General features: G+C 75.2%; 1 protein-coding gene. It reads right to left on the reverse strand.

Translation table 11 applies throughout. The annotated features are described in order from the left end of the window. Window positions 1–28: 28 nt before the first annotated feature. Window positions 29–754, reverse strand: a 726-nt coding sequence (locus ACTWQJ_RS51960) for a mycofactocin-coupled SDR family oxidoreductase (protein ID WP_443313292.1), incomplete at its 5' end; no start/stop codon positions are given.

A 754-nucleotide genomic window follows, 5' to 3' on the forward strand; every position in this document is an offset into this window, starting at 1 on the left:
GCACCGAGTAGATGTGAGCGGACGAGTGTCAGGCGGTGAATCCCCCGTCCGCGTGGAGTACGGAGCCGGTGACGGCGAAGGAGTCGGCCGAGCAGGCCCAGGCCACCACGGCGGCCACCTCCTCGGGTTCCAGGGGGCGTCCGGTGAGCTGCTGTTCGGCGAGCTTGTCGACCTCCGGCAGCTCGTAGAGGTCGGCCGTGGCGCGCAGCATGTCCGTGCGGGTCGAGCCGGGTGACACGGCGAGCGCGTTCACGCCGGTGTCCCGCAGGTCGCAGGCCAGGCCGCGGACCAGGCCGACCACGGCGTGTTTGGCGGCGCAGTAGGCGCCGAGCCCCCACAGTCCGCGGTGCGCGGCGGCCGAGGCAAGGGCGACGAACCGGCCGGTGCGGGGCTGCGGCCTGCGCAGCAGGGCGGGCACGGCGGCGCGGGCGAGGTGGGCCACGCCCATGACGTCGACGTCGAGCAGGGTCCGCCACTGCGCGTCGGTCTGTTCCCAGACCGGGCCGCCGCCGAGCATGACGGCAGCGGCGGCCACGGCGGCGTCGAGACCGCCGAACTCGCGCTCGGCCACCTGCACGGCGGCCTGCAGCGCGGCCGGGTTGCGGACGTCCGCTCTGACCGTGCGGACCAGCGGGAACCCCCGGGCCAGGAGGTCCAGTTGTTCCGGGTCGGCCAGCGGGTAGGGCACGTCGGGGTCGTCCTCGCAGCGGTCCACGGCGACGACGGCCCAGCCCTCGCGGGCCAGCCTGCGTAC

It is taken from the genome of Streptomyces sp. KR55, assembly GCF_052245645.1.
Classification (GTDB): domain Bacteria; phylum Actinomycetota; class Actinomycetes; order Streptomycetales; family Streptomycetaceae; genus Streptomyces; species Streptomyces flavusporus.